Source organism: Desulfomonilaceae bacterium (assembly GCA_041662605.1).
Classification (GTDB): Bacteria; Desulfobacterota; Desulfomonilia; order Desulfomonilales; family Desulfomonilaceae; genus CAJBEZ01.
On record JBAZSD010000026.1, the window covers coordinates 17128 to 43767 of the forward strand.

The 26640-nt window shown below is 47.3% G+C and carries 29 protein-coding genes; 17 read left to right on the top strand and 12 right to left on the bottom strand.

Annotated features, from left to right (window positions below; genetic code table 11):
- The first annotated feature begins 65 nt into the window (after positions 1–65).
- Positions 66–602: an SMC-Scp complex subunit ScpB gene (gene scpB / locus WC647_16295; protein ID MFA6223867.1), complete on the top strand. Its 537-nt coding sequence runs from the start codon at positions 66–68 to the stop codon at positions 600–602.
- A gap of 30 nt (positions 603–632) precedes the next feature.
- Here the strand turns inward: scpB and uvrB are convergent, their stop codons facing one another.
- The 5 genes from uvrB to WC647_16320 all read right to left on the bottom strand — a co-directional run bounded on the left by uvrB (position 633) and on the right by WC647_16320 (position 5495).
- Positions 633–2630, bottom strand: coding sequence for an excinuclease ABC subunit UvrB (uvrB, locus tag WC647_16300; protein MFA6223868.1), 1998 nt, complete (start codon positions 2628–2630; stop codon positions 633–635).
- A gap of 31 nt (positions 2631–2661) precedes the next feature.
- Positions 2662–3240, bottom strand: coding sequence for a hypothetical protein (locus WC647_16305; GenBank protein ID MFA6223869.1), 579 nt, complete (start codon positions 3238–3240; stop codon positions 2662–2664).
- A gap of 44 nt (positions 3241–3284) precedes the next feature.
- Positions 3285–4139, bottom strand: coding sequence for a DUF2059 domain-containing protein (locus WC647_16310; GenBank protein MFA6223870.1), 855 nt, complete (start codon positions 4137–4139; stop codon positions 3285–3287).
- A gap of 36 nt (positions 4140–4175) precedes the next feature.
- Positions 4176–4604 (bottom strand): YbgC/FadM family acyl-CoA thioesterase, encoded by a 429-nt coding sequence (locus WC647_16315; protein MFA6223871.1) that lies wholly within the window; start codon positions 4602–4604, stop codon positions 4176–4178.
- Positions 4605–4721: 117 nt separating this feature from the next.
- Positions 4722–5495, bottom strand: coding sequence for a hypothetical protein (locus WC647_16320; protein ID MFA6223872.1), 774 nt, complete (start codon positions 5493–5495; stop codon positions 4722–4724).
- Between the two features lie 51 nt (positions 5496–5546).
- On the opposite strand from WC647_16320, the gene WC647_16325 reads away from it, so the two are divergent.
- The 12 genes from WC647_16325 to WC647_16380 all read left to right on the top strand — a co-directional run bounded on the left by WC647_16325 (position 5547) and on the right by WC647_16380 (position 16691).
- Positions 5547–6029: an AsnC family transcriptional regulator gene (locus WC647_16325; GenBank protein MFA6223873.1), complete on the top strand. Its 483-nt coding sequence runs from the start codon at positions 5547–5549 to the stop codon at positions 6027–6029.
- A gap of 37 nt (positions 6030–6066) precedes the next feature.
- Positions 6067–7347: a glutamate-1-semialdehyde 2,1-aminomutase gene (gene hemL / locus WC647_16330; protein MFA6223874.1), complete on the top strand. Its 1281-nt coding sequence runs from the start codon at positions 6067–6069 to the stop codon at positions 7345–7347.
- A 351-nt stretch (positions 7348–7698) separates the two neighbouring features.
- On the top strand, positions 7699–8634 hold the full coding sequence (locus WC647_16335) for a hydrogenase small subunit (protein ID MFA6223875.1): 936 nt from the start codon (positions 7699–7701) through the stop codon (positions 8632–8634).
- Between the two features lie 64 nt (positions 8635–8698).
- On the top strand, positions 8699–10363 hold the full coding sequence (locus WC647_16340) for a nickel-dependent hydrogenase large subunit (GenBank protein MFA6223876.1): 1665 nt from the start codon (positions 8699–8701) through the stop codon (positions 10361–10363).
- Positions 10364–10558: 195 nt separating this feature from the next.
- The gene (locus tag WC647_16345) at positions 10559–10807 is read left to right on the top strand and encodes a hypothetical protein (GenBank protein ID MFA6223877.1); all 249 of its coding nucleotides are present in this window, start codon (positions 10559–10561) and stop codon (positions 10805–10807) included.
- A 12-nt stretch (positions 10808–10819) separates the two neighbouring features.
- Complete coding sequence (locus tag WC647_16350; protein ID MFA6223878.1) at positions 10820–11209, top strand: redoxin domain-containing protein; 390 nt, start codon at positions 10820–10822, stop codon at positions 11207–11209.
- A gap of 44 nt (positions 11210–11253) precedes the next feature.
- The gene (locus tag WC647_16355; protein ID MFA6223879.1) at positions 11254–12639 is read left to right on the top strand and encodes a sigma 54-interacting transcriptional regulator; all 1386 of its coding nucleotides are present in this window, start codon (positions 11254–11256) and stop codon (positions 12637–12639) included.
- 183 nt (positions 12640–12822) lie between these two features.
- Positions 12823–13509 carry a hypothetical protein gene (locus tag WC647_16360; protein MFA6223880.1) on the top strand — a complete coding sequence of 229 codons (687 nt, stop codon included), beginning with the start codon at positions 12823–12825 and terminating at the stop codon, positions 13507–13509.
- Between the two features lie 29 nt (positions 13510–13538).
- Positions 13539–13916, top strand: a complete 378-nt coding sequence (locus tag WC647_16365) for a DUF5320 domain-containing protein (GenBank protein MFA6223881.1) — start codon at positions 13539–13541, stop codon at positions 13914–13916.
- 380 nt (positions 13917–14296) lie between these two features.
- Positions 14297–15037, top strand: a complete 741-nt coding sequence (locus WC647_16370; protein ID MFA6223882.1) for a DUF364 domain-containing protein — start codon at positions 14297–14299, stop codon at positions 15035–15037.
- 109 nt (positions 15038–15146) lie between these two features.
- Positions 15147–16100 (top strand): radical SAM protein, encoded by a 954-nt coding sequence (locus WC647_16375; protein ID MFA6223883.1) that lies wholly within the window; start codon positions 15147–15149, stop codon positions 16098–16100.
- Positions 16101–16385: 285 nt separating this feature from the next.
- Positions 16386–16691, top strand: a complete 306-nt coding sequence (locus WC647_16380) for a hypothetical protein (GenBank protein MFA6223884.1) — start codon at positions 16386–16388, stop codon at positions 16689–16691.
- A 77-nt stretch (positions 16692–16768) separates the two neighbouring features.
- Here WC647_16380 and WC647_16385 read toward each other — a convergent pair whose 3' ends face one another.
- The 4 genes from WC647_16385 to WC647_16400 form a co-directional block, all read right to left on the bottom strand.
- Positions 16769–17002 (bottom strand): hypothetical protein, encoded by a 234-nt coding sequence (locus WC647_16385; protein ID MFA6223885.1) that lies wholly within the window; start codon positions 17000–17002, stop codon positions 16769–16771.
- Between the two features lie 68 nt (positions 17003–17070).
- Positions 17071–17982 (bottom strand): methylenetetrahydrofolate reductase, encoded by a 912-nt coding sequence (locus WC647_16390; GenBank protein ID MFA6223886.1) that lies wholly within the window; start codon positions 17980–17982, stop codon positions 17071–17073.
- Between the two features lie 14 nt (positions 17983–17996).
- Positions 17997–18659 carry a methylenetetrahydrofolate reductase C-terminal domain-containing protein gene (locus WC647_16395; protein MFA6223887.1) on the bottom strand — a complete coding sequence of 221 codons (663 nt, stop codon included), beginning with the start codon at positions 18657–18659 and terminating at the stop codon, positions 17997–17999.
- Entirely contained in the window at positions 18643–18969 is a 327-nt protein-coding gene (locus tag WC647_16400; protein MFA6223888.1) for a sulfurtransferase TusA family protein, read from the bottom strand. The genes WC647_16395 and WC647_16400 overlap by 17 nt, the downstream gene beginning before the upstream one ends.
- A gap of 261 nt (positions 18970–19230) precedes the next feature.
- On the opposite strand from WC647_16400, the gene WC647_16405 reads away from it, so the two are divergent.
- The 3 genes from WC647_16405 (at position 19231) to WC647_16415 (ending at position 22252) form a co-directional block, all read left to right on the top strand.
- Positions 19231–20604, top strand: coding sequence for a sigma 54-interacting transcriptional regulator (locus WC647_16405; GenBank protein MFA6223889.1), 1374 nt, complete (start codon positions 19231–19233; stop codon positions 20602–20604).
- A 398-nt stretch (positions 20605–21002) separates the two neighbouring features.
- Positions 21003–21215, top strand: a complete 213-nt coding sequence (locus WC647_16410) for a hypothetical protein (protein MFA6223890.1) — start codon at positions 21003–21005, stop codon at positions 21213–21215.
- A gap of 77 nt (positions 21216–21292) precedes the next feature.
- Positions 21293–22252 (top strand): YbhN family protein, encoded by a 960-nt coding sequence (locus WC647_16415; protein ID MFA6223891.1) that lies wholly within the window; start codon positions 21293–21295, stop codon positions 22250–22252.
- A 50-nt stretch (positions 22253–22302) separates the two neighbouring features.
- Here the strand turns inward: WC647_16415 and WC647_16420 are convergent, their stop codons facing one another.
- The gene (locus WC647_16420) at positions 22303–22548 is read right to left on the bottom strand and encodes a cytoplasmic protein (GenBank protein ID MFA6223892.1); all 246 of its coding nucleotides are present in this window, start codon (positions 22546–22548) and stop codon (positions 22303–22305) included.
- Positions 22549–22795: 247 nt separating this feature from the next.
- On the opposite strand from WC647_16420, the gene WC647_16425 reads away from it, so the two are divergent.
- Positions 22796–23719, top strand: a complete 924-nt coding sequence (locus WC647_16425; GenBank protein ID MFA6223893.1) for a L,D-transpeptidase — start codon at positions 22796–22798, stop codon at positions 23717–23719.
- Between the two features lie 23 nt (positions 23720–23742).
- Here WC647_16425 and mutL read toward each other — a convergent pair whose 3' ends face one another.
- Together mutL and ruvB are read right to left on the bottom strand one after the other, a co-directional pair.
- Complete coding sequence (gene mutL / locus WC647_16430; protein ID MFA6223894.1) at positions 23743–25512, bottom strand: DNA mismatch repair endonuclease MutL; 1770 nt, start codon at positions 25510–25512, stop codon at positions 23743–23745.
- Entirely contained in the window at positions 25505–26500 is a 996-nt protein-coding gene (ruvB, locus tag WC647_16435; protein ID MFA6223895.1) for a Holliday junction branch migration DNA helicase RuvB, read from the bottom strand. The genes mutL and ruvB overlap by 8 nt, the downstream gene beginning before the upstream one ends.
- Positions 26501–26640 lie beyond the last annotated feature (140 nt).

A 26640-nucleotide genomic window follows, 5' to 3' on the forward strand; every position in this document is an offset into this window, starting at 1 on the left:
GACAAATCAGTATTCCATGTGCTATGAACGTGGGACTGGAATCTTTTAAAAGGATTGGGAGAGAATTGGACGAACGCCGGCTGAAATCAGTAATTGAAGGGTTGATTTTCTCCAGTTCAGATAGAATAGGCATTGAAGCTATAAGGAAGGTTGTTTCCGAGGCATCTAAGGATGAGATTCAGACGGCTCTCGATGAATTGGAAAACGAGTACCTGGAGCGAAGAGGGGGATTCTGCCTGACCCGTGTCGATAATGGATATCAATTTCGAACTTTGCCGGAAATCGCTCCCTGGATTCAGGCCCTGAAGGATCTGAAACCGTGGCGTTTGAGTCGGGCCGCGTTGGAGACACTGGCCATAGTGGCCTATAACCAACCGGTAACAAAGCACAAAATAGAACAAACAAGAGGAGTGGAAAGCTCCAGTTCCATTAAGAATCTAATAGAGAGGGAGTTAATCGCCGTCATAGGTCGTGATGATATGCCGGGTCGGCCGCTGCTTTACGCGACAACAAGAATATTTCTGCAGGTCTTTGGCCTAAATGATTTGAGCTGTTTGCCACAATTGCCTGATATTGAAGAATCGGAGGAGCTTTTTGGATGAGGGCTCTGCCCGGGTGAATTTAATACCCAATCAGGCCGCTCCAAATTTTATGGCTGTTCTTTCAAGGTCACGGATTTGATCCCTTATCTCAGCCGCTTTTTCGAATTCAAGATTTTTAGCAGCCGCAAACATTTCCTTGGTAAGCCTCTTGATAGTGCTTGGAATTTCACTAACTCTAATTTCAGATCTTTGTTTTTCCGAAGAATCTACGGTGACATAGTCCTGTTCAGACAGAGATGACAATATGTCGTTGATATTCTTTCGAATGCTTTCCGGGGTTATATTGTGTTCCGCGTTGAACTCCATTTGAAGTTTTCTGCGTCGGCTAGTCTCATCAATTGTTCTCTGTATCGAGTTCGTAATAGTGTCGGCGTAAAGGATTACCAATCCGTCTATATTTCTGGCAGCCCTGCCGGCTGTTTGTATCAAGGATCGTTCAGATCTGAGGAATCCTTCTTTATCCGCGTCAAGTATGCCTACTAGAGAAACCTCCGGGATGTCGAGGCCTTCTCGTAGTAGGTTGATACCGATCAACACGTCAAACTTGCCTAATCTAAGATCGCGAATAATTTCCATTCTTTCGATTGTGTGAATCTCAGAGTGCAGATACTGCACCTTGACACCAAGCCCTGCATAATATTCAGTAAGATCTTCAGCCATTTTCTTGGTTAACGTTGTTACCAAGACTCTATGATTCTTTTCTACTCTTCTCCTGATTTCGTGAAGCAGATCATCTACCTGATCTGAGGCCGGGCGAATTTGAATGGCCGGATCTATTAGCCCTGTTGGCCTTATTATTTGTTCAGCTATGTGACCGTTTGCTTCAGCCAATTCATATGGCCCTGGTGTGGCCGACACAAATATCGCTTCATTGACCAACGCATCGAATTCCTCAAAAGTTAAGGGCCTGTTATCCAAAGCGCTGGGTAACCTGAACCCGTAATCGACCAGAGTTTGCTTTCGAGAGCGGTCACCGCGATACATGCCCCTTAGTTGCGGTATGCTCACGTGACATTCATCGATCAGGAACAGGGAATCCTTTGGAAAGTATTCCAGCAGGGTAGGTGGTGGTTGTCCGGGGGCCCTCCCGGTCAAATACCGCGAATAATTCTCTATCCCATTGCAGTATCCCATTTCTTTCAGCATTTCGACGTCGAATCTGGTCCGTTCTTCGATCCTCTGCGCCTCTATAAATTTACCAGTTGATCTGAAAAACTCCACACGGTCACGCATCTCCTCAAGGATTAGATCAACTGATTTAATTAGTCTTGATTTTTCAGTAACGTAGTGGCTAGCTGGATAAATGGCAATCCTGTCAAGCTTGCGGATTACTTTCCCCCTTAGCGGATCGATCTCCGAAATGGCTTCTACAGTGTCCCCGAAAAACTCAACTCGAATGGCTCGGTCTTCTTCATAAGCTGGAAAGACTTCTACAACGTCGCCGCGTACTCTGAAAGTCCCCCTATGAAAATCTAAGTCGTTACGCAAGTACTGGATCTCCACTAGCTTCTTGAGGATTTCGTCGCGGTCGGTCTCTTCTGTCTGTATGAGATGGACCAGCATATTTTGATATGCTTCTGGTGAACCCAGCCCATAGATACACGAGACAGAGGCGACAATGATGACATCCTTTCTCTCTAGAAGAGACCTGGTGGCTGAATGCCTCATCTTGTCGATCGTCTCATTAATGCTTGAATCCTTCTCGATGAAAGTGTCCGATTGCGGGATATACGCCTCTGGTTGATAGTAGTCGTAGTATGATACAAAATATTCTACGGCGTTATGAGGGAAAAGGTCCTTAAATTCATTAAACAACTGTGCAGCGAGTGTCTTGTTAGGGGCGAGGACGAGAGATGTTTTTCCTGATTGCGCTATCACATTGGCCATGGTGTATGTTTTGCCGGAGCCTGTCACCCCCAACAGAACCTGAGTCCTTACTCCTGAGTTTACCCCAGCTACTAACTTCTGAATCGCCTGAGGCTGATCACCTTGAGGTTGGAAATCTGAAACCAATTGAAAGTCGTTCATTTTTGAATTTCTCGGATATGTGTAGAAAGAATCAATCCAGGTTGGGTTTCAAGATCCTCAACGATGCGTGAATTTCAGATATTACCGACTCCAGGTTTTTGAAGCCTTCGGCCCTGTCTGAAATTATTAGTTGAAGAAATCGACTCTCAGTGGAGTAGTATTGGCACAGTTGGGTTAATCTGATCCCTCGTTTGTCTGTATAAGAGTATATGATAAACGCTTGGGCGCCCCCCATGCCGTGAACTGCCCCCTCTTTTATAATTTGAGGATCTTTTGTTTCTAACTTGAAATTTTGCTTAAACGCTTTTATGAAAGCAGCAGCGTCAGGCTTACCCTTTTTCAAACTCTTTTCTATTGACACGTTGATTCTGAATGATGCTTTCGGATGATAGATGTTCACTTCATTAGCGCTGATCTCGCGAACTTTCATCGTGATCGGGAATTTTAAAGAAAATCGCCCCAATGGATCTTTATAGATTCTAAACGCATTCGATTCCTTTGCCGTCACATGACCTTGAAACAATAGACTCAGGACAATTACCAGCGTAGGAATGGCTGCAAGGAGCCCGGTTATTTCTAGAATCAGTTTTTTCGTTTTACTAATATTCATAAGAAACTGCACGATAGCAGGCTTTCAAAAGTTATAAGCCCAGTTTATTCTTTCTTCGAGCCGCGCCCAATATTTTTCATACACTTATCCAGAGAACCTACAGCGATGACAACAATTTGCTGAAAAGCTTTGGACACTTTACTGTTGAACCACTGCCCTGTTTCCGATTCCTCGAATTCCAGGAAGGAATCCAGATCCGAACTACTTAGCGATCGATAAGTGTAAGCAAAACACACTAGCGCTGTTTGCGCTAATGAATCCGGTTCGTTGGCCCTTGATGGCTGGATGGATTTTTTCTTTGTCTCATTTTCCAGGTTACTTCCGTATGGATCATACAGATTTGCAGACCCCAACGACTTAATAATCAACCCTCTAAACAAAATGTTGTTTTCAGAAACCCTCTGGACGCTGATCAGCCGCTCAATAATCTGACGCCTTTCGTCGTCAAGACTGGAAGCCGTTCTTCTGCCTTCGCGGATAGCCTTGATAATGTTTGAGGATAAAGCTTCTGTTTGAGCCCGTCCCACTTTTCTACCCGTGTTAGATTCATAAAATTTGATAACTTGATCAAGTTTCTCTGTATCCAATTCTTCTTCAAACGAGTTTTCCACAACTTCCAGCAGAGCCTTGGGATTGATCTCATCCTTGAGCTTCTCATTGAAATCAAAACGTGTGCGGTTATCCGGAAAAATATCTGCAGGGATGGTTGCTAGAACGGCTGAAGAAAAATTTTGTATCTGCCCCCGAAGACCCGAAACCCGTATCACTTTCGTCACTAGACGCTCTTGAGCTATTGAAGAAAAAGTCTCTGAGACAAAAGTCAACACAACCAAGGGAATAACAAAGGTGAGTTTTCTAACTCTCGAACTCGTGAGGCTAAAAAAATACTGTGCAACCACAAACAAGATATCGCCAACTCCTCGCGTCAACATAACCTAAAGTTTGTGAAACTCGGAAGGAATCTCCAGCAACTGTCCATCATCACCCACCGCTACAAGGGTTACCGTCGCAGTGACCAGATAATCTCTGGGCTGTCCCTTTCTGATTATGATCTGTTTGACTACCAGTCTAAAGGTAGTAGTTTTCTCTATCCATGTTCTAATCGCAAGGACGTCTCCTAGCCTGGCAGGCGCATGGTACGCAATTTCGATCTTATGAACCATGAATAGGTAACCACGGTTGTGATAATCTACGATACCAACTCCAAGTCGGTCGAATACGTATTCTGAACGGGCGCGTTCCAGAAACTTCAAGTAATTCGCATGGTATACTACACTCATACAATCAGTGTCTTCATAATAGACAGAGCACTCAAAAACACGTTCTCTAGGATTGTGGGTTGGGATTAGGCTCTGATTATCCAACTTGACTCCTCATTACAGTTTAACGAAAATGCTATTTATATGAAATCCGAGTGGCGCTTCTCCATTTCTAGCACAAATCTTTTGATGAATACAGGCCGGCGCTTCATGACCTCAACATCAATCAGAACGCAACCGGACGACATCATGTGAAGAGAAAGCCCCCTGGATCCTGGTCAATTCCACTAGTGGCTCGTCCAACATGCCTATTGATTTGTGAAATGTCCTGAGAAAACTCCACCATCGAATTAAAGGCCAAACATTTTCGTGGATTTTGCTCAATTGTTTGCGCCAATTTTTTAGTATGGCTTGGTCCGGAAGAGGTGGCGCTTCAATTCCATCTGACACCACCCGGATTACCCCGAAAGCCGACCCTGCTGATGATGCCCCAATCGCTATGGCGTGGCTTTCCATGTCAACGGCGTGCGCCCCTGAATTCCTGTGTAGCGTTTCCCGATCGGAACGAGCAAACACGGGTTTTGAGGCCGTTACTATCGGAGCTACCCGATATTCAACTCCGGCCCGCGAACACGCTAGCTGCAAACTACTCACGAGCGCTTCAGAGCACTTGTAGCGGACATTAGGGTTTTCCTGAAGGACAGTCTCGTTCGCTATGAGAATGTGGCCGGGTCTTAGACCTTCTACCAAGGCTCCGCAAGTTCCCACACTGACCATTGACAGCGACTTGTCCCCAATGCTTTGGCTGGCCGCTAAAGCTTTTTTAAAGCCGATTCCGGACCTTGTGACCAGAATTCTCTTGCCTTCAAAAAAAACTTCACGGTTGGTCGCATGGCCAACTTTCCAACGACGTCTCGTTTCGACCCGTCGGAGAAAGGGAGCCGCCTCCATTCCCATGGCAAATACAAAACAGAACATATATTTTTCTTTGTTCATTTGACTGGTCAAAGTATAAGTTAAACAAATCATAAAAGGTAATGAGTTAAAATGTCTAGTATTAAGCTTGACCCGATTGACAAGGGTATTCTTGTAACCCTACAAAGTGACCTTGTAGCAATACCCGAGCCGTACGCCGCTATGGCCGAGAGTCTGGGTGTTTCCGAAGAAGAAGTGATAGGAAGAATTGAACGCTTGATAAAATCGGGAATTATTCGCAGAATTGGCGCTATGATCAGACACATCGAAGCAGGGATAAATTTCAACGGTATGGTCGTATGGAAGGTTTCTCCAGACCGAGTTGAAGAGATTGGGACCATGTTTTCTAGTATTCCTGAAGTGACGCATTGTTACGAGAGGCCATCATTCGGCTCCAAGGGAGGGAACCTTTTTACAATGATACACTCGTCCTCACGAGAGCAGTGCCTGTCTACGATCGAAGAAATGGCCGGAACGGCGGGAATTACTGAATACGAAATTCTTTTCAGCGAACGCGAATTGAAAAAAGTCAGCATGACCTATTTTGAAGATTGATTAGGAGTTGAAGTTAACTCGCTCAGGAGGCGTAAAATTGACGAGAAGCAATTCAATTTCCGAAGAACTATATGCCAGGGCCATTAAACGGATTCCCGGGGGAGTGAATTCACCCGTTAGAGCTTTTCGCTCTGTGGGATTGAAGCCCCGTTTCATAAAATCCGGTAAAGGATGTAAGATTGTTGACGAAGATGGAAATACCTACATTGACTATGTTTGTTCATGGGGTCCACTGATCTTGGGGCATGCCCATCCCGAAATTCTCGAGGCGCTTGCTTCAACAATGAGCGAAGGAACGTCGTTTGGGGCTCCAACGAGACGCGAAGTAGAGATGGCTGAACTAATAGCGGATCTAGTGCCTTCGATTGAAATGGTCAGGCTGGTTAGTTCCGGGACAGAAGCCACCATGAGCGCCATTCGTCTTGCCAGAGGGTACACGGCCAGGGAGAAGATAATTAAATTTTCAGGTTGCTACCATGGCCACAGCGACGCGCTTTTGGCCAAGGCTGGTTCCGGGGTAGCCACGTTCTCAATTCCTGATTCTCTGGGCGCTCCCAAAGCCCTCGTTGAACAGACGATAGTCCTTCCCTATAATGACCTGGAATCAGCGAGAAAATGTTTTGAATTATTGCCAAATGATATAGCCGCAGTAATCGTTGAGCCTGTTGCAGGAAACATGGGCGTGGTGGTTCCCAAAATTGGGTTCTTGGAAGGCCTCCGCAAGTTGTGTTCCGGATATGGATCGCTTCTGATTTTTGACGAGGTAATAAGTGGATTTAGGGTCGCCATAGGAGGCGCTCAGGAGCTGTATGGAGTCCATCCTGATTTGACTTGTCTAGGAAAAATAATCGGAGGGGGCCTGCCTGTTGGGGCGTTTGGAGGACCTCGAGATATAATGGAGTTCCTGGCTCCTGTCGGCGGCGTCTACCAGGCTGGAACCCTCTCAGGAAATCCGTTGGCCGTAGCCGCCGGGCTGACCACGTTGAAAATTCTAAAAAGAGACAACCCATATCCAGTACTCGAACAGAGATCCGAACAACTGGCCAAAGGTTTGGAAAGAATATTCTCTGAAAAGGGCGAGAAACACATAATCAACAGAGTGGGCTCATTGTTATCGATATTTTTCGGAATTGATTCTGTCAGCAACTATGAAGAGGCAATGAATGCGAACAAATCGAAGTTCACCGCGTTTTTCTCTAAAATGCTCGATCAGGGGATTTATCCGGCTCCCTCAGCTTTTGAGGCGTGGTTTCTGAGTGTCGCCCACGCGGATTCTGACATTGATTATACGCTAGAATGTGCGGAAAAAAGCGTTTGATCCTTTTTGATTTAATACGTTGGCCACGAGGCTTAGCCAACAGATTTTGGTGGGAAAAGAATCTTTTCTTGTGATGAAACCGCCCTGTTCACGCGATTGGTAGCACAAAGTAACCAAAGGTAACACTTTAATTTCATTGAATTTACTGCCTTGATTTTGATTTTTCTTCATAGTATTGTGAAGGTTGTTTTCAAAGGCTAACCCTTTGTAAACTTTGCTTGGTCACATATAAGCTCTATTCTGAGTTCGCAAAACGTCGACCCGTCAGTTTGAAGCGTAAGAGCGGGTCGGTGGGACCGGAAGGAGCGACATACTAAGTCACACCAAAGAGTCCATGCAAGGAGGATAATAATGGACAATCATGTCGATTTGAACGAAAGGTTGGCTTTAAAGGGCGTTTCGCGCCGCGACTTTATGAAGTTCTGCGGTTTGATGGCGACTGTCCTTGGCCTGCCAATGTCTTTCGCTCCGCGAATTGCCGAGGCCATGCAGAAGAAGAGACCTACTGTGGTTTGGATGCACTTCGCAGAGTGTACCGGGTGCACTGAGTCGTTCATCAGGACGACCTATCCGTGGGCTGCAGACATTATTCTGGACGTAATAGACTTGGCGTACCATGAGACTATCATGGCAGCGGCCGGAGACCAGGCCGAAGAAATTCTTGAAAAAACTGTTAAGGACCAGAAAGGCAAATACTTATGTATTTGTGAGGGCGCGATACCTACCAAAGACCAGGGTGTTTACGGGAAGGTTCATGGTAAGACATTCCTCGATGTTGCCAACCATGTGTGTAAAGATGCTCTGGCTACAATCTGTGTAGGCGCTTGCGCGTGTGATGGTGGGGTCCAGGCAGCCAAACCCAACCCGACCGAAGCCAAGAGCGTCGGCGCTGCCACCGGCATTAAAACAGTCAATATTGCTGGTTGTCCTCCTAACGCCGACAATATGGTCGCCACGATTGTACATTATCTGTTACTCGGTAAGCTCCCTGCATTGGATGACAAGGGCAGGCCGCTGTTTGCTTATGGTTATCTGATCCATGATAACTGTCCGAGAAGGGGTCACTTCGAGAACAAAGAATTCGTTAAGCAGTTTGGAGACGAGGGCGCAGCCAAAGGATGGTGCCTGTATGAAGTTGGATGCGCAGGGCCGGAAACCTACAACAACTGTCCAATAATACAATGGAATCAGGGAACTAACTGGCCGATCCGCGCAGGTCACCCGTGCATCGGTTGCAGTGAGCCCGGTTTCTGGGACAACATGAGCCCGTTCTATGTCCAGAAATAATTAGATTGGTACCACCGCCAAACTGTTACAACCAATTTGATAACCTAATAAGAAGGAGCTAAACATGGCACGAGTCGTCGTTGACCCAATTCCGAGAATCGAGGGTCACCTACGCATAGAAGTTGAAGTGGAGAATGGTAAGGTCAAGGACGCCTGGAGCAGCGGGACGCTATTCCGGGGACTTGAGATCATTCTTCAGGGACGCGATCCCCGTGACGCCCACCTGCTTACCCAAAGATCATGTGGCGTGTGTACTCTTGTGCACTCTCTCGCGTCAGTCAGAGCAGTTGAAGACGCTCTAAAAATCAAAATCCCACCCAACGCCAGACTAGTCCGAAATCTAACGCATGCCGCTCAAAATATGCACGACCATCCGGTGCACTTCTATCAGTTGTGCGCCCTTGACTGGGTTGACGTGGTTTCAGCGTTATCGGCAGATCCAGGAAAAACTGCCGACTTGTCAAACGCTGTAAGCGGGAGACCACAGTCCAAGAAGTATTATGAAGGCTTGAAAGGCAAATTAAAGGCGTTTGTTGATTCGGGCCAACTGGGACCGTTCGCCAACGCGTACTGGGGTCACCCCGCATACAAGCTACCGGCGGAAGCCAACTTGATGGCGGTTGGTCACTATTTGGATAACCTCAGACAGCAGGTCCACGCAGCTCAGATGACCGCTATCTGGGGCGCAAAGAACCCGCACCTCCAGGGTCATCTACCTGGTGGAGTCACTGTTGTTGGACAACTCGACGCTGACCGCATCGCCCATTATCTATACATGCTGAAAGAACAGATCGCGTTTATAGAGGACGTATACATCCCCGATGTGCTGGCGGTAGCCTCTTTCTACAAGGATTGGACAAAAATCGGCGGGAACAAAAACTTCTTGGCTTATGGCGATTTCCCAGAGAGCGATAAAGAACCTGAGAGCTTCTACTTCCCACGTGGCATGATAGTGGATGGTCAGCTCAAGTCTCTGCCGGTTGATCCGACCAAGATAACCGAAGATGTGACCAGGGCGTGGTATGAAAATGGCGCCCCGCTCTATCCCGCTGTAGGGGTTACCAAACCTCTTTCCGGAGATGCGCTCAAAGGAGCGGTTCCTGACACCAACTCCAAGGACGGAAAATATACCTGGATGAAGGCCCCCAGATATGACGGTAAAGTCATGGAGGTAGGTCCGTTGGCCCAGTGCCTCGTTTCTTATGTGGGCGGCAACAAGGAAATCAAAGAAACAACCGACATGGTTATGAAGAAGCTTGGAATAGGGCCGGAAGCTTTGATGTCTACCCTAGGCCGAATCGGCGCCAGAGGCATAAAATGCCTAGTTAACGCTAAAGCCGCCGAAAAGTGGACCATGGAACTCATCGAAAACATCAAGAATGGTGATACTCGCACATTTACCGATTACAAACTTGATGAAACCGTCAATGGCCAGGGCATGGGCCTCAATGACGTCGCGAGAGGCTCTTTAGGTCACTGGATCAACATTGAAAAAGGCAAGATCAAGAACTATCAGCAAGTTGTTCCTTCTACCTGGAATCTCGGACCAAGAGACGCAAAGGGTCAGAAGAGCGCTGTTGAAAATGCGCTAATAGGCACACCTGTCGCAGACCCCAAGAAACCTCTTGAAGTACTCAGGACAGTGCACTCTTTCGATCCTTGTATTGCATGCGCTGTTCATGTGATTGACCCGAAGACAAACGAGATCTACAAGTTTAAAGTGTCTTGATGTAGATCACCGATATTAAACAGAGAAAAAGCGGCCTTCAAGGCCGCTTTTTTGTTGGGGTGAGGCAATAGAGTTTTTGATAAGGAAAATGAACCTGTTCTTTCTCTGGGACTCGTTGTGTTTTGGGTGGAGATGATTTATGAAACTGTTAAGACTCAAAACCTCGGTAATTAACTCTAAGTCCAAGGATCTATAATGTCATTGAACAAAATACTTGCGAGATGGAAGGCCACCAGCCGTAAACTTATTCCACAGGATAAGCTTGAAATAATGGACCGAGTCCAAGAAGAATTATCGCAATCGGGAATATCCAACTCATGTTTACGGAAAGGAAATATTGCGCCAAAATTTGAACTTCCAAACGCTACAGGTTTTGTCGTTTCCCTTGAGAGTCTTTTATTGAAAGGCCCCCTGGTTTTGTCTTTTTATCGAGGCGGATGGTGACCATACTGCAATATTGAGTTGCGGTCGTTGCAGCGCAGGATTGAGGATATAGGAGCACTAGGGGCGTCCCTAGCTGCTGTCTCTTCTGAAACACCGGATGATTCAATATCCGTAGTAGAGAAGAATGAATTGAGCTTTGAGGTTCTTAGTGATGTTGATAACAAAGTTGCCCGTGAGTTTGGGATAGTGTTTCGGCTACCAATGGATTTGTTACAGTTTTACACAAGTTATGGGGTTGATCTGACCCCTACCGGAGATGGTCACTTTGAACTTCCAGTTCCAGCGACCTACATTATCGGCAAGGACAGAAAGATTCTTAAAGCCTACGTTGACATCGATTATACCAAGCGGCTCGATCCTGAAGAGATCATTGAGGCGCTCAAATCAATACGAGCCGTTTAAAAATCAGGTGTAATCATCTAGCGGCGCAAACACAGAATGCGGGAATGAACGCGAAACACGTCCATAGGAAATCTATGACACCGACAGAGGCCATACTGGAGAGCATCTCAGATGGGGTGTTCACAGTTGATCTCGATTGGCGAATTACGTCGTTTAACCGGGCTGCCGAGGAAATAACAGGTGTTTCGCGAGAAGAAGCGATGAGTCATCTTTGCTCGGAGGTTTTCCGGTGCAGTATGTGCGGCGCTGACTGCGCCCTTCAGCAGACCGTGAAAACCGGCAAGCCCATCATCGGAAAGTCGGGATACATAATCAAGGCTGATGGCTCACGCAAACCTATCAGTGTTTCAACCGCCGTTTTACGGGATGACAATGGTCGGCTAATAGGTGGCGCCGAAACGTTCCGTGACCTGAGCGAACTCGAAGCTTTACGCCGTGAACTGCAAGGAAAATTTCAAGTGGGCGATTTTGCAAGCCGAAGCCCAGTGATGCAGAGAGTATTGGAAGCTCTGCCTGCCATTGCCGCTAGCCCAAGCACGGTTTTGATTCTCGGAGAGACAGGCACAGGAAAGGAACTGGTAGCCCGTACGATTCATGGCCTGAGCCCACGACGAAACGGTCCGTTCATCGCTGTCAACTGTGGGGCTTTGCCGGACACATTATTGGAATCAGAACTATTTGGCTACAAAGCGGGGGCCTTTACCGGGGCTACGAAAGATAAACCTGGGCGCTTCGCTATTGCCAAGAAGGGGACTATTTTACTGGACGAAATAGGCGAGATTAGTCCGGCCCTTCAGGTGAAGCTCCTGCGAGTGCTTCAGGATCGGACATACGAGCCGCTGGGGGCTACAAGGTCTGAGATCGCCGATTCCAGGATCGTTGTCGCCACCAATAGAGACCTAGGGGAACAGATGCGCAAGGGCATGTTTCGGGAGGACCTTTACTACCGGATCAATGTAGTCCGCGTTGAACTGCCACCCTTGAGAAAGCGCAAAGAAGACATCCCTCTTTTGGTGACCCAATTCATAGAGCGTTTCAACCGCCTTCAAGTCAAATTCGTTACGGGGATTACGACAGAGGCGCTTTCTTTGCTGATGGCTCACGACTGGCCCGGAAACATCAGAGAACTGGAAAACGTCATCGAGCGGTGCTTCATAATGTGTAACGATGGCCTAATAGGGGTTGGCCATTTGCCTGATGATTTGACGGCGCACGACCCATCAAAAAGCGCGCCATCGGAATTACGATCGGCACATGATTTTGTGGATATCCAAGCCATACAGACGGCCTTGGAACGTAATGGTTATAACCGGTTGGCTGCGGCAAAAGAACTTCATATTCACAAAACCACCCTTTTCCGCCGAATAAAGAAATTGGGCATCGTTCTGCCGGAGTTGGATGGTCGCAAAGGGAAAGCGCCATCTCAGTAGCGAGATCACTACTCACATTAAGCTGTTAAGTAGCGTCTCAGCTACTGCCATAGCGGCCACATCAAAATACTAAACACTAACAATCCTTATTATTCAACGAGTTAACTTTAGCGACAAAAGGCGCCCATGTCTTGGCGCCTTTTGTGCATGGAAGGTCTATGGAAATTGGGAGCAGGTTTTTAAATGATGAGAGCAGCTTTTTCGTACTTGGATAATCGCATTGCGCCGGTTTTTGATACGGCCCGGCAGATTGTCCTCATTGAATCGACTTCAAAGCGAATTGTGAGAGAAAGTCAGGAATTTTTTGCTGATGATCTACCAGTTCAAAAGGCGATTCATTTGGCGGAGTTAAGTGTGAACGCTCTCATTTGTGGGGCGATCTCAAAACCTTTTCATGAAATGATTGCCGCATATGGCACGGAGATTGTCCCTTTTGTGACTGGCGACTTGAAAGAGGTTATTTATGCCTGGATCAACAACAGGATCTATGAACGGCGGTTTGCAATGCCGGGTTGCAGGGGGTTGGAGCGCCATGGTTGGAGTAAAAGCGCTTTAAATGCAGAGCAACTATGGCGAGAGAATAAAGTAAATTATGGAAAGGAGAGTGTAATTATGCCAAGAGGAGACGGTACCGGACCACAGGGAACCGGAAGAAGAGGTGGAGGTATGGGAGCAGGCGGTGGACGCGGCCAAAATCAATCTCAAGGACAAGGCGGCCGAGGAGGGGGACGCATGGGTGGGACCTCCGCTGCAGGCCCAGCGGGCTTTTGCGTTTGTTCCCAGTGTGGGGAACGACAACCTCATAAACTAGGGGCGCCCTGCTTTGAGCAGAAGTGCTCGAAGTGTGGCGTAGCAATGATGCGCGAATAAAAAATCCTGAAAAAAAGGAGGACATAATTATGCCACGAGGAGATGGCACCGGCCCACAGGGATTGGGATCAATGACCGGACGAGGCGCCGGATACTGCGCCGGGTCAGGAGGAATGCCTGGGAATGCGAACGCTGCCCTCGGACGAGGATTTGGAGCAGGTTTCGGACGAGGCCTAGGTTTTCGAGGAACTGGATTTGGTTACGGGGGTCCGGGATATCGCTGCAGATTTTTCGCTACCGGCCTGCCAGTTTGGAACAGATTCAGGGCTTACTCCAGACCTGGTCAGGGAGCTGATCCGGAGTTCGAGAAACAGGCGCTAAAAAACCAGGCGGACATTTTACAGTCTGAACTGGACTTAATCAAAACTCGTCTAGCTGACTTGGATAATCCTGGCTCAATGGGATAGCCAACAACCTCCGACTGACTGGAATAAACTACACTTCCGGTTCAGTCGGGAACCTCTTTGTTTAACGGAAAGAACAGAACATCAAGGTCGTTATTCCGGTGGTAAAAGGTGTCCGTTACAATTGCGTGTACCCAAATTATCATGATGTTGTATGGACACCGATTGCCAATCCGTCAGGTCCGAAAACGCAGTCTTTTAGCTTTGGTTCTACGTTAAACCAGGAACAGCTCAAGAAGCTTTTAACGCCCAAACAAAGTAAGAAATGGGCAGGAAGTGGAACAGAATTGTCGCTGAGTAGCCCGTGGGAATACGTGTTGATAAACTAATGTTTAAATTGGTATGTCAGTTGAAGTTAATCTCAATCATTTCTGAGAGTGTAAATGAAAATCCTCGAAGCTCTAATTGATAGTCTGACCGGCAAAGATCTACCTGTGAGGAATGTCTGTTGCGGCGCATACTGGACAGCCGCCACCACTCGGCGAACCGGTCTCGCTTCGACTTATCGAGAACAGGACTTCCAGCATAGTGATGACCACTGCATGGTCCAAGACTCTGGGCGCCTCACGGACAAAACAGCCGGGGAGCTTGTTGAATACGCACGGTCCAGCGATACTGTGAGCGCCTCAATAGGCATGGCAGCGATCAACTCGTTGATCGAGGTTGATGAATGGCGCTGTGTAGATCGTGGAGCGTATGAAATCCTAGCCGAGAAAGGGCGAAACCTGGATGTTGCAGTGGTGGGACATTTTCCTTTCATCCCCAAATTGCGTGATGTAGTTCGAAATTTATGGGTGATAGAGAAAAGGCCTCGACCAGGTGATTTTTCAGAAAGTGAGGCTGCGCACATTCTGCCGAAAGCAGATATTGTCAGTCTCACCGGAACGGCTTTCATAAATCATACAATTGAAGACATTCTAGGTTATTGCAGGGACAGTTATGTGGTTCTTACCGGACCAACGTCACCCCTTTCTCCGGTCCTCTTCGACTTTGGTATCTCCGCTATTTGCGGGACTCAGATAGTAAATGTTGAAGATGTGGAGCGTTTCGTCATGCAGGCCGCAATCTTTCAGCAAATACGGCGGCAGGGTGTGCGACTGTTAACCATGATGCGTGATCCGTGAGAAGGAACCGTTAGATCCCGAAATCGAAAACAGACAGCCGCATATGACCTCTGCCTATACTCCTTTACAGTTGGAAACAACATTTCAAGCCACGTTGCAGGTTCAAGAAATGAAGCAAAGTCAATTTCATCACGTTTATGGCCCTGTTCCCTCGATGCGTTTGGGACGGTCATTGGGAGTCGATCTTGTGCCATTCAAAACATGCTCTTATGATTGTGTTTACTGCCAGCTCGGGAAGACTTCAAACAAGACCGTTGAAAGGCGGGATTACGTAGGGATCGAAAATGTGCTTGAGGAACTGGAAAGAAAACTCAATTTTATCAGCGCCTTTCCTGATTATATAAGTTTGGCCGGTTCCGGGGAACCGACATTGAACAAGGCTATTGGTCTCTTGATACGCAGGATCAAGCAATTAACTGAAATCCCCGTTGCCGTGCTCACCAACGGTTCTCTCTTGTGGATGCCAGAGACGCAGGAAGCTCTGATGGATGCGGACCTTGTCCTCCCATCGTTGGACGCCGGCAGCGAGACTGCATTTTGTTATGTCAACCGTCCGCACCCAGGCATTTCATTTGAAAGAATGGTCCAAGGTATCGCAGAGTTTGGACGGATGTTTTCAGGGTCTGTATGGCTTGAGGTGTTTCTCATAGGTGGGGTTACTGGTATTCCTTCGGAGGTGAAAAAGATCGCGGCTCTGGTAAAGCAAATCAACCCGAGTTTGACTCAATTGAACACGGTTTCTCGTCCACCGGCGGAAGAGTTCGCGTATGCTGTAGACGCCAAGAGGATGGATGAATTCAAAAAGCAGTTACCAGGAACCGTAGAGTTGATTATAGAGAAGAGTCAGCGAAAACCGCTAACACCACAGCGATACGAAACCGCTAACTCGGACATTCTGGGTTTGCTGAGCAGGCGTCCCTGCACTATGCGAGGTGTTTCGGCAGGACTGGGGATGAACCCTGGTGAAGCAGCTAAACGGCTTGAAAGTCTTAATCGTCAGGGAGATATAAGAATCGTTCGTAGCGGCGACAGAATTTTCTATCAAAAAGTGGGCTGCCAATAATAGATTGAGCGATGATTACGCTGTATGTGATCCAGAATTCGACGATTCGCATCCTTTATCCAAGGTGCGCCACTTTCAGAAATTGTTTTCGTTTAGAGTGGAAAATGCACAGGAAAACATGATCAGGTCAGAGTAAGCGCTCATACTAAACGTCGAGTTGCAACGGTTGTTTCTCTGGACACCTGAGGGATTTAGACATCGTATGTTTTAAAGAGACTCAAAATGTTCACGCGAGCGTAACTAAGGATTCTGAGGACGCCTCGCTAGGCGCGCTGGTGAGTGCAGATGAATATCGTGGACAAGAGCAAAGAGCAACTAATAGAAGAGCTTGCCGAAATACGTCGACATATTACGCAGGTGGAGGAGGCACGAGAACAACTCGCCTGCAACGTCGCGTCGTGTCAAGAAGCCCTGGCCAAAGATCAAGCTGTAGTATCTGCCTTTCACGGAGTGATGTACGTTTGTTCCTCTACATATGAAATAGAGTTTGTGAACGAGCGAGGATTGCAGCGGACGGGCTACGATCCGGTCGGAGAAAAATGGTACTGGGCCATCCATAGTCTTGAAGTTATGTGCCCATGGTGTGGCTGATTGGGTGTTCTAGGGCGAGACGGTCAGCCTGGAATTTATTTCCTGTCCATGGGTTATTACAAAACAGGGCCACCGGATTATAGCTGACAGCCGGGAGCAAATTGTTGATCGCCATAATCCGTACATTGCTCGTACTGGAGACAGCAGCTCCCGCAGCAGTCTCCAGCCCCGCCAACAAGCAATTCTAAGCGTCGGGCATGTTCATCTGATGAACCATAGCCAAGATAAAGAATATTAACGATGCAAACGCGAGAAAAATCTTCTACAAAATCAGACACTATTTTTGGCAATCGCAATAGAGCATTGCCCATACCGGGGGCCGCCTGTCTACTCGGCGTTCGCGAATCTGACTCATCACCTTGCAAAAGGGAAAGTTTGGTCAAATCTTCGGCGCGTTACCATTGAAACTCGTCTTGATGATCTGTGGGACGATGTCCGACCAACCAAGAGGCATGAAGTGGACTCCTTGACACATGGGAGCGACCTCCTTGAGCAGTTCGGAGGTCATTTCGACACAGAGATCTTTGGCGCCTCCTTTCTTGGCGCCTTCAAGCCTCTTGACCCAACCTTCGGGAACCGTGATCCCCGCAACGTTTTTATTCATGAACTGAGCCATCTTTGCAGACTTGATCAGGACAATTCCCAGTTGGACGGGTACCCCGAAGCCTTCGGTTCTCCGAATGAACCTCTCAAAGAGCCCCGGATCATAAACTGTTTGTGTTTGAAAGAACTGTGCCCCAGCATCTATCTTTTTGGCCATTTTGATCATTTGGAGATCAAGCGGCTCAAAATTAGGATTGACGACTGCGCCTAAAGCAAAGTCAGTGGCCTGGGCAAGTTCGTGTCCCGTCATGTCGTGACCGTTTTTCATCTGCGTCGCAATTTTAAGGAGTTGAACAGAATCCAGATCAAATACGGGCTTGGCGGACCGATGATCACCCAGAGTGGTATGATCACCGGTAAGGACCAACACGTTGTCGATGCCAAGAGAACAGGCGTTGAGAAGTTCAGACTGGAGCGCTATGCGGTTTCTATCCCGGCATGTGATCTGATAGATGGGTTCAATCCCACTTTGCTTCAGTTTTACGGAAGCGGCCAGTGATCCGAGACGCATAACAGCGCTCTGGTTGTCAGTTACATTGATCGCATGAACATGTTTTCGCAGGAGGTCTGCTTCTTCGAGGCACTGGGGGACCCGTCCGTCCCCAAGATCTCTGACGCATCCTTTTACCGGACCAACTTCACTGGTGAGGACATATGTTTTGTTGGAAAAGAGTTCTGTTATTTTCATTGTTATCCCCTTTATCAGGCTAGTCTTAAAGACCGCGGCTTGTTGAATTTCGCATAGTCTTTTGGCTCTTTGTAGGTGGAAATAGAGTCCAGTTCGCCCAGAGCGGCTAGCCGGTTATAAATCAGTATCCATGCGCAGTCGCGATCTCGATCCACTTCACATTTGCCATTTTCCGCTCCGCCGCAAGGACCGTTGAGGAGACTTTTCGCACACTTGGTGACTGGGCAAATACCTCCCGTTTCGTTCAGTACGCACTCCCCGCACTCCTGACACTGCTCAATAGCCAGGGTTCCCGCTATGACAGTATCCATGTGTCCAACAGAGTCGAGCGCTATTTTCACCGGGATGGTCAATCCTAGTTCTTCCGTAGCTTGCCGCACAACTTGCAACGCGCCCCCGCAGCCGAGGACGACAATTGCCTCACTTTCCTTGAGTTGCTTCTCCTTCCCTTCAAAAGACGTCAACGTGTGATTGATGTAACATGTACGTTCCGGAGTGACCTCAAGGACGATTTCTTTTCCGTGTTTGCGGAGTTCTTCTGCCATGGAAGCAACCTGAGCTTCGCCGCCCGTTTTACAGACCTTTGCGCATCCGTTGCAACCGGTAACGATAATCTTGTGGTATTTGCCTAGCGTTTCCAGAATCTCCGCTTCTGGTTTTCTAGCAGTTCCGATCATCAGATCCTCCTGTTGTCTGTCTCGACACTAGCCGAGGCGAAATGATTGTTTTTTCAACGTGCCTTTTTTTCACGAAGATTCGGTCATATCCGTCCGAATGAAGTAATCCAAGGAACTCATGTCCGACGTTGCCGGCCCAAGCTGAAATATCGCCGGGAGCGCCAGGATCGACGGTTTGGATCTCAATTACCTCTCCCGTTCTCAAATGGCCGATTCCTTCCTTGGCTTCCAATAGCGGGCCAGGGCATGGGGCCCAGCGCGCGTCAATCACTTTCGCCACTCTCAGCCTTTCCATGTCTAGTCTGTCCATAATTATCTCCCGCCAACTGGCTCCCCATACTTTTCATCAGTGTAGCAAGAGGAGTGCCAGATTCTGGGAATTGATTTCCTCTAAAGTGGTCCCGCAATATATATGGTCAGCAATGCTTCAGCTTCAACCCATCTCACGGATTTTCAGTAAATTTCTCGATGTGATTAACGTCAACTGAAAAAGACTTTCTGGTTGACATATGTAAAGTAGATGGTTAACGATAGGTTGACGTTCCCCGTTCCGCTGATGGAGGTTGCAACTATGAATCGTGATGAGATGGTGAACTTCTGGAGAACCATTGTTGAAACCATGATGGACGGCCTGATGGTGGTCGACGCAGATGGGATGATCGTCTTCGTGAACCGGGCAACCGAAGTGATGACCGGTTACACAAGGGAGGAACTGATCGGCAGCCTTTGCACGATTCTCAACTGTGATAACTGCTCCGCTAGTTGCAAATCTCCCGCAGGTTTTTCGTGTGATCTGTTTGAAACGAAACGGGTAGAGAGGCGTAGATGCAACATCAAAAGAAAGGATGGAACCATCTTGCCGATAATGAAGAATGCTTCGGCGCTTATCACCAGTGACGGCAGGATGAACGGAGCTGTAGAGACACTCATGGATCTGAGTGAAATTGTTGAACGTGACCAGCGCATCGCCTCGCTCAGCTCTATTCTTAAGGGCAGGGACAGTTTCCAGGGTATTATTGGGAAATGCCGCGCAATGCAAAGCGTCTTTGACTTGATCACCGACGCGGCTTGGTCTGACGCCCCAATCATCATCTATGGAGAGAGCGGCACAGGCAAAGAACTCGTAGCTGCGGCTATCCATAATTTGGGGAGGCGAAAGCATGGACCATTTGTCAAAGTCAACTGCGCTGCCCTAAGCGAATCGCTTCTGGAGAGTGAGCTTTTCGGACATGTGAAGGGAGCGTACACCGGCGCCGACAAAACGAGAAAGGGCCGGTTTGAACTGGCCCATAAAGGGGATATTTTTCTTGATGAGATTGGCGACATTCCGCTTTCGATGCAGGTGAAGATTCTAAGAGTTCTTCAGGAAAAGGAATTCGAGCGAGTTGGAGACAGCGAGCCAATCAGAGTCGACACTCGGATAATTTCAGCGACTCACTGGGACTTACCTGACAGGATTGGAAAGAATAAGTTCAGAGAAGACCTGTTTTATCGTCTCAACGTCATTCCTATTCGGCTTCCTCCACTCAGGGAGCGGATGGAAGATCTGGCTTTGCTGGTCGAACATCTGCTTGAAGAAAACCGACTAAAAACAGGTAAGGATATTAAAGATATAAACCAGGAAGCAATGGGGATGCTCATGCGTTATCATTGGCCTGGGAATATTCGAGAGGTAATAAACGCCTTCGATTATGCCTTTGTAGTCTGCAGAACTAATTGCATCGAGGCAGCGAACCTGCCCGAGACCATAAACGGCAATGCGAGGGGGCAGCGTGAGTCACATTTACGAGAGGCTCCAGGAGAACTGGAATTAGTCATGAACGCATTAAGGCGGTCGAGAGGCAAGAAAACCGAGGCGGCCCGACTGCTGGGGATTAGTCGGCAAGCGCTCTGGAAAAAAATGCTTAAATTGAGGATCAAACAAGATTTCAGTTTGGACGGTTAAGCGGGAAGCGCCAACACCATTAATGACAGTAAGATTGTCTGGACGCAGATTGGTGGGGCTGTGCGTAGTTCGTCGTGAAGCGGTCAATTTCCAGCACTTGGCAGTCTTAATTTATGGGGGCCGTGACATCGCTACTGGCGCCGTCTGGAAAAAGATGACAAATGTTGCAAACGAGACTCTTTTGCGTGGAAGGCATTTAAATAGGCTCCGATGTATGATTAAATAATTTCCCTTTTCAAAAAATAGAGACTATAACACGTTTAGCGGACATAAAAGTTAGCTTGAACTATATTAAACTTAAATATTACTTTTATACTGCAACATCTTGAAACTAAAATTCTATATTACTGTCTATATCTATTAGAATGAGCTAATTATTACAATTTGTGGAGCCAATAATGGAAACAGCATTCAGAGAATTCGCTCACGTTTTTGAAGATTTCAAGGAAAAATTCCCTCAACATCCGATGGTTGACGAAGTCCGAAGTCGGATTGTTGGTGGAAAACTGCCCTCTGACCAATGGCTTCAGACGAAAACAGCAAAAATGAAAAACCTAATGGCCCCTTTTTGGCTCAAGAAGGATGACTCTAGTGGTGTGGAAGCCGCATAGATTTCTATCCGGTAGAATTGCATGAAGTGATCAATTTGAAGTTAGAGTTTCTTAGCCGAAAATGTCGGGCGTACAAGGTGTCAAAACGACGACAGTTGTTAACAGGACTGTCCGTCGTTTTAATTTTTTTTATTTTCATATCCTATTACCTGTCTGTTCACTGGGACGAGTTTTATTCTCTCTGGAGAATTTCTTATCAAGAGACGATTCTCGCCGGAATTTTCCTTTTCCTTGGGTTGCTTCTGAACTGCTATCAAATAAATCTCTTTCTTCAGAAATTCAATGTTCGTCTTGGTCTGCTTGAACTCATTTTTGTCACGCATGGGATGATGCTTGGGAACCTCGTGATTCCTATGCGCGGTGGATCAGGGGGGTTCGCTGTCTATCTAAAAAAAGCTCATCGACTGAATTACCATAAATTTGGAGTCATATACGGTGGAACTGCAATACTAGTAGGTCTGGTCAGCTCTGTGATGGGTCTGGGCGCTCTCGGTTTTATTGCTATTAAATTCAGAATATTTGAACCGAGTTTAACTGCAATCTTGACCGCTCTCCTCCTCGGATGCGTTTACTTGACACTATTTACCCCACGCTTAAAAAAAAATGGCGGCGGTAGAACTCTGAATTTCTTGATTCGTATGAATGAATCCTGGGTTGGTCTTACCAAGGATGTCACTTTATTGATAAAGGTGACTTGCGCTCTAATACTCATAACATTGTTGCAGACACTCTCGCTTTATTTTATTTACCTCGCCATAGGCAGACCTTTATCGTTTTCAGCTACTTTGATCACTTCTTGCTTAGGGGCTGTAGCCTATCTGGTTCCTATCACACCGGGATCGTTGGGAGTGTTTGACGCAGTGATTATAGAGGCGCCTCGGCTTCTCGGACTAGACACAACCGCTGCAATAATGGGAGCAGTCTGGTTGAGGATTTTATCTTTTGTGATTTGCCTGGCGCTTGGCCTACCGGGATTGTTCTATTTTTTTAAAGGAATCCGATCCACCGAACCTGACCCCGGAAGTGAGAAAGGCTGAATCCGGATGTAGACGCCAGGTAATTAGTTTTCCTTAACCCCATACGCTCATCAGACTATCAGTAAGGGCTTCGGCGGTTCCTTAGCTATTCTTTCTCCAAGAGACGACCCGCAACGAGCGCATAGATATTCATATTTATCCCCTTCGGGGAGAACTAGCAGGAGCCTTTCCCGGACCGGCATGGACGCCTTGCAATTCGGGCAGTACAATTCCGTAGCTCTAAGGCCCTCAAATTGTTTCTTGACGGGCACGCCTCGGCCAATATTTTTGTGAGGCTGTTGCAAATATTTCTTCATATATACCCCATCACTTGTTTCTGGACTCAAGTCTAAACAAAAAAGCGCTTTTCATTGAAAAGGCTCATATGAAAATTAATCCTGAAGGCCTGTAGTTACAAGCCCTAATTTACGATTTGGATTTCATAGTTGATATTGACTCCGGCACGTTTTTTGATAACCTGACGAAGAAGCGTATCTAAGCTTTTGGATACACCTGTGGAATGATATAATAAAATAACGACAAGCATAATTCAGGAGATAACGCATGCGTCGATCAGTAACCAGCTTTTTTACATCACTATCGATTCCCCTAATTTTATCATTATCGTTAATTCTCGATTCGAGTTCCAGTGCGTTAGCCGCATCAAGGGTCTCGGACAGGATACTGTCGTTTGGGATTCCGACTGACTCCGTAGAAAGTAACAATATTTCCGCCGAAAGTTCGCGTTATCAATGGGGAGATGAGAAACGACTCTCTCCGGGTTCTATATCTTTAAGGCCTCTTGGGAGAGAAAGGGTCAGAGTGGCGTCGACTGGACGTGGTCCAAATTCAGTTCTGAGAAACGATTCGGGTCTAGTAGATCCGATTGACAGTTTGGAAGAAGTTGGTAGGCGCGTGGGGGATCCCACCGGTCTGTACAAGAATTTTCAGATAGAAGTAGAAAAGGCCAAATACAGTGTGAAGCTTTTTGGATTTGGTGAGGATGGTCGAAAAGTTCTGCTTTTCTCATGTAAAGCGGGGCTTGGTTCATCTGAGTTTCCAACGCCAAGGGGAGCTTTTTACATTGCGCGAATTTTCGACGACAAGCCTCTTTGGATACCTCCTAAGGACAGGGACTGGGCTTACGGCCAATCTCCGAGCCATTCTGTGTACGGTGGGCACATGATGCCCTTCTATTCTAGACTTCAGGCCGGTCCCGCGCCCAAGAGCGATGACATTAATTCGGAACTGGATCTGGTAGCCCCACAAATGAAAATGGTGGATACAGGGGCTTATCGAATACATGGAACAGATTCTCCCTGGAGCGTGGGGTCGGCCCAATCACATGGTTGTGTAAGATTGCTCAATTCATCTGTAGCCCAGCTCTCGGACACGCTCAAAATGTACGTCGGCACTACCACAAGAGGCCAGACCCCCAATGGGCTATACATCAGCCTGGCGCAACCTGTTAGGCTAATTCTCTATTAATCTCGACTTATTAAGGAACTTAATTACTTTCGCCCCATCCGTCTTCTCAATTCTTCAAACGATAGGCTGACGGAAATTGGTCGTCCGTGGGGACAGACATCCGAGGGCCCGGAACTATTTTCAAGTTGTCTGATTAGGTCCTGAATTTCTGGAGTGGAAAGCGGGGAGCTTTCCTTTATTGCAGCCTTGCAGGCCAGGCCTCTAAACAGGTCTTTTCTCAATTTTTCCGGATCGGCCCTGAGGCCGGTTTCCAGCGCGGTGTCCAGGAAGTCCCTGAACAGGGAGTCTAGGTCTACTCCCTGGAGCCATGATGGAATGGATCTAACGAGGAACGAAGTTGACCCGAAATCCTCGACCACAAACCCGGCGATTGTCAGAATGCTCATATTTTCTCTAAGGCTCTCGGCTTCGAGGGAAGTCAGTTCTATGACCTGAGGAATGAGCAGATCCTGTCTTTCGATCACTGGATTGTCTGTGGACGCACTGCATAGTCGATTAAATATGAGTCTTTCATGGGCCGCATGGTGATCCAGAACTACCAGGTTGTGATCATTATGTAAGACTAAAAAGGAATTCGGCAATCGGCCAATTACAGTCAACCCCGTTAGCCCTGGACGCGGCTCATCGATCTCTGGTTCTCGCAATGCTTCGCCATCTGTATTAGCTACATTCTGACGCTGGTTGAAAATGGGTGTGGATTCCGAACATGTACGTGGCCCGTCACCGGCCAAATATCTATATACGCCGGTCATTGGCGCCGTTGGTCTTCCCCAACGACTAGCGGAATGTTGATTGTCAACGACTTTACCGATAATAGCGTCATTGACAGCGCTCATGATGAGATTTGAAATGCTCCCCGGTCTTAGGAAGCGCACCTCAGCCTTCTGAGGATGAACATTCACATCAACTTCATCTGGAGGAGCTTGAATCATTATGATCGCAAAAGGATATCGACCTTTTTCCACAAGGTTTGAAAATGCCCTGATCAAAGACGCGTTGACAAGTCTGTCTTTGACCGGCCTGGAGTTGACATAACTGAAGACATATCGGAGAGACGAACGGGTGTAAGGGGGCTTGGAAACATATCCGGATAGCCGTGTACCATCCAGTTCATAATCCAACTCGACGAGATTCTCGACAACATCTGATGGAAATAGGGTGTGGACGCGTTCCTTGAATGAAGTTGTCGGTTGAGCCTGGAGTTTGGTCTTGGTGTCTTCCGTCAATTTGAATCCTACCGATGGATTAGCAAGAGCGACCTTCATGAACAGATCATGAATTTGGGCGGACTCAAAGGAGGCTTTTTTTAGATATTTTCGGCGAACCGGTGTATTGAAAAAGATGTTGCGAACTTCAACCATTGTTCCCCTATTCATGGCAATCGGTTCGTACCCGCTGAGCGTCCCACCTTCAGACAGTATAGATATCCCTAATTCATCAATGTCGTCCTTAGTGCTCAACTTGATGCGGGAGACCGAAGCGATGCTCGCAAGAGCCTCACCTCGAAATCCCATTGTTGGAATACCTACCAACTCTTTTTCGCATCGCAGCTTTGATGTAGCATGTCTCTCCAGCGCAAGGAATGCGTCATCGTGGCTCATTCCATGACCATTGTCTTTCAACCTTATGAGCTTCTTTCCTCCATCCTCGATGTCCAGTTGAATGAAGGAAGCCAGGGCGTCAATGGAATTCTCGATTAACTCCTTGACAACTGATGCAGGCCGTTCGACAACCTCACCGGCGGCGATCCGGTTTATAACGTTTTCATCAAGAACATGAATTCTGTCAGACATTTAATTTGAAATGCTCATAACTCTTTCTGGTGGCCATTCTTCCCCGTAATGTGCGATCCAAAAAGCCCTCTTTCACGAGATAAGGCTCATAGACGTCTTCTAAAGTCGCTCCTTCCTCTCCTATGGCCGCTGCAAGCGTGTCGATACCTACCGGACCTCCGTCAAATTTAAAGATTATAGTTTCGAGCAACCTTCTATCCATAGTGTCAAGTCCAAATTTGTCAACTTCCAGCATGTCAAGCGCCAGTCGAGCCGTCTCAAGATCTATTACACCGTCCCCTCGGACTTGCGCGTAATCCCGGACTCTTTTAGTGAGCCTGTTTGCAACGCGTGGTGTGGCTCGGGATCGGGCAGCGATCTCGGAAGCGCCATCTTCAGTGATTTCTATTCTCAGAATCCTGGAGGACCGCTTGACAATCTTTTTGAGTTCATCCTCGGAGTAAAAATCCAAGTGGAAGATAATTCCAAAGCGGTCGCGAAGAGGGTTGGATAATAGGCCAGTCCGCGTTGTGGCTCCCACAAGAGTAAATGGAGAAAGTTCAAGCTTTATGGTTCTAGCGCTGGGCCCCTGCCCAATTATGATATCGAGCCTAAAATCCTCCATGGCCGGATAGAGAATTTCCTCGACTGAAGGCGATAGCCTGTGGATCTCATCAATGAATAATACGTCCCCCCTTTCCAGGTTTGTGAGTATGGCCGCAAGGTCTCCCGCTTTTTCAACAATTGGTCCAGATGTCGTTCTGATCTGGGATCCCATTTCATTGGCAATTATGTTTGCCAGCGTGGTCTTACCCAAACCAGGAGGACCGTGAAAAAGGATATGATCCAGAGATTCTCCTCTCTTTGATGCGGCTTCAATGAAAACCGAGAGGTTCTGTTTCAGTTTCTCCTGACCTATATATTCCTCGAGTAGTCTAGGTCGTAGATCTATATCCGATTCCTCATTTTCACGAATTTGTTGTCCTGAGATAATTCTTTTTTTCTCCATAATTCCAGTCCGAAGAACACTTTTCCCTTCGTTGAAAGTTGACGCTGTTCATGATACTCAAGAATCCCAGCTCAGCTAAATTAGCTTTGACGCTTTGTGATTACAAGAGACGGCATATTGTCTAAATTGGAAAACAATTT

Coding starts and splice junctions, on each gene's coding strand:
- WC647_16360 (MFA6223880.1), top strand. CDS start 12,823: ATGATGAGAGCAGCTTTTTCGTACTTGGATAATCGCATTGCGCCGGTT.
- WC647_16365 (MFA6223881.1), top strand. CDS start 13,539: ATGCCACGAGGAGATGGCACCGGCCCACAGGGATTGGGATCAATGACC.
- uvrB (MFA6223868.1), bottom strand. CDS start 2,630: ATGAACGACTTTCAATTGGTTTCAGATTTCCAACCTCAAGGTGATCAG.
- WC647_16425 (MFA6223893.1), top strand. CDS start 22,796: ATGCGTCGATCAGTAACCAGCTTTTTTACATCACTATCGATTCCCCTA.
- WC647_16345 (MFA6223877.1), top strand. CDS start 10,559: ATGTCATTGAACAAAATACTTGCGAGATGGAAGGCCACCAGCCGTAAA.
- WC647_16405 (MFA6223889.1), top strand. CDS start 19,231: ATGAATCGTGATGAGATGGTGAACTTCTGGAGAACCATTGTTGAAACC.
- WC647_16420 (MFA6223892.1), bottom strand. CDS start 22,548: ATGAAGAAATATTTGCAACAGCCTCACAAAAATATTGGCCGAGGCGTG.
- WC647_16370 (MFA6223882.1), top strand. CDS start 14,297: ATGAAAATCCTCGAAGCTCTAATTGATAGTCTGACCGGCAAAGATCTA.
- WC647_16410 (MFA6223890.1), top strand. CDS start 21,003: ATGGAAACAGCATTCAGAGAATTCGCTCACGTTTTTGAAGATTTCAAG.
- WC647_16320 (MFA6223872.1), bottom strand. CDS start 5,495: ATGAACAAAGAAAAATATATGTTCTGTTTTGTATTTGCCATGGGAATG.
- WC647_16395 (MFA6223887.1), bottom strand. CDS start 18,659: ATGATCGGAACTGCTAGAAAACCAGAAGCGGAGATTCTGGAAACGCTA.
- WC647_16390 (MFA6223886.1), bottom strand. CDS start 17,982: ATGAAAATAACAGAACTCTTTTCCAACAAAACATATGTCCTCACCAGT.
- WC647_16335 (MFA6223875.1), top strand. CDS start 7,699: ATGGACAATCATGTCGATTTGAACGAAAGGTTGGCTTTAAAGGGCGTT.
- mutL (MFA6223894.1), bottom strand. CDS start 25,512: ATGTCTGACAGAATTCATGTTCTTGATGAAAACGTTATAAACCGGATC.
- WC647_16325 (MFA6223873.1), top strand. CDS start 5,547: ATGTCTAGTATTAAGCTTGACCCGATTGACAAGGGTATTCTTGTAACC.
- ruvB (MFA6223895.1), bottom strand. CDS start 26,500: ATGGAGAAAAAAAGAATTATCTCAGGACAACAAATTCGTGAAAATGAG.
- WC647_16375 (MFA6223883.1), top strand. CDS start 15,147: ATGAAGCAAAGTCAATTTCATCACGTTTATGGCCCTGTTCCCTCGATG.
- WC647_16385 (MFA6223885.1), bottom strand. CDS start 17,002: ATGGGCAATGCTCTATTGCGATTGCCAAAAATAGTGTCTGATTTTGTA.
- WC647_16340 (MFA6223876.1), top strand. CDS start 8,699: ATGGCACGAGTCGTCGTTGACCCAATTCCGAGAATCGAGGGTCACCTA.
- WC647_16355 (MFA6223879.1), top strand. CDS start 11,254: ATGAACGCGAAACACGTCCATAGGAAATCTATGACACCGACAGAGGCC.
- WC647_16305 (MFA6223869.1), bottom strand. CDS start 3,240: ATGAATATTAGTAAAACGAAAAAACTGATTCTAGAAATAACCGGGCTC.
- WC647_16380 (MFA6223884.1), top strand. CDS start 16,386: ATGAATATCGTGGACAAGAGCAAAGAGCAACTAATAGAAGAGCTTGCC.
- WC647_16400 (MFA6223888.1), bottom strand. CDS start 18,969: ATGGACAGACTAGACATGGAAAGGCTGAGAGTGGCGAAAGTGATTGAC.